Origin of the sequence: Citrobacter sp. EC_71, assembly GCF_019584005.1 — a bacterium.
GTDB classification, from domain to species: Bacteria; Pseudomonadota; Gammaproteobacteria; order Enterobacterales; family Enterobacteriaceae; genus Citrobacter; species Citrobacter werkmanii.
The window spans coordinates 1-237 of sequence record NZ_VDAY01000100.1 but is presented as its reverse complement, the minus strand read 5'-3'; the positions used below and the strand labels follow the sequence as shown (position 1 = coordinate 237).

Sequence of the window (237 nt, the reverse complement as noted above, 5' to 3'; positions counted from 1 at the left end):
CTTTGGTGCCTTCGGGAACTCTGAGACAGGTGCTGCATGGCTGTCGTCAGCTCGTGTTGTGAAATGTTGGGTTAAGTCCCGCAACGAGCGCAACCCTTATCCTTTGTTGCCAGCGATTCGGTCGGGAACTCAAAGGAGACTGCCAGTGATAAACTGGAGGAAGGTGGGGATGACGTCAAGTCATCATGGCCCTTACGAGTAGGGCTACACACGTGCTACAATGGCATATACAAAGAG

1 rRNA gene is annotated in these 237 nt (G+C 52.3%); it reads left to right on the top strand.

Annotated elements, in window-relative coordinates:
* A 16S ribosomal RNA gene (locus FHD02_RS24215) occupies positions 1–237 on the top strand; the annotation flags it as partial.